The sequence below is a fragment of the Planotetraspora silvatica genome (assembly GCF_016863315.1).
Taxonomy (GTDB): Bacteria; Actinomycetota; Actinomycetes; order Streptosporangiales; family Streptosporangiaceae; genus Planotetraspora; species Planotetraspora silvatica.
In genome coordinates this window covers 1-626 of sequence record NZ_BOOQ01000113.1, presented here as the reverse complement: position 1 = coordinate 626, position 626 = coordinate 1, and the positions used below count along the sequence as shown (strand labels likewise).

Below are 626 nucleotides of genomic sequence, written 5' to 3'. Positions count from 1 at the left end.
GGAGCACATCATGCAGAAGTTCGACACCACCGCCCCGATCACCGCCGTCCTCGACATCCCCGCCGGACGTGTGCAGTTCATCGCCGCCGACCGCGCCGACACCACGGTCGAGGTCCTGCCCGCCGACGCCTCGAAGAGCCGCGACGTGAAGACGGCCGAGCAGACCACGGTCGAATACGCCGACGGCGTCCTGCGGATCGCGACCACGGCCAAGAACCAGTACTTCGGCCCGTCCGGATCCATCGAGGTGACGGTCCGACTGCCCGCCGACTCCCGGGTCGAGGCGAAGGCGGCCAGCGCCGAATTCCGGGCCGTCGGACGGATCGGCGACGTCACCTTCGAGGGCGCGTACGGCCAGATCAAGATCGACGAGGCCGCGAGCGTCCACCTCACCGCGGTCGACGGCGACGTCGAGGTCGGCCGGCTGGGCGGCCCCGCGGAGATCAGCACCACAAGGGGCGACATCCGGATCGCCGAGGCGACGGGCGGCACGGGCGGCACCGTCGTGCTCCGCACCCAGTCCGGCGACATCACGGTCAGCGCCGCCGCCGGCGTCTCGGCCTCCCTGGACGCCGGAACCTCCTACGGCCGCATCAGCAACGCCCTCAAGAACGACGGCACCGCCC

The 626-nt window shown here is 71.4% G+C and carries 1 protein-coding gene; it reads left to right on the top strand.

Annotated elements, in window-relative coordinates:
• Positions 1-10 precede the first annotated feature (10 nt).
• The coding region (locus tag Psi02_RS39830) for a DUF4097 family beta strand repeat-containing protein (protein ID WP_203981100.1) at positions 11-626 on the top strand (616 nt) is incomplete at its 3' end.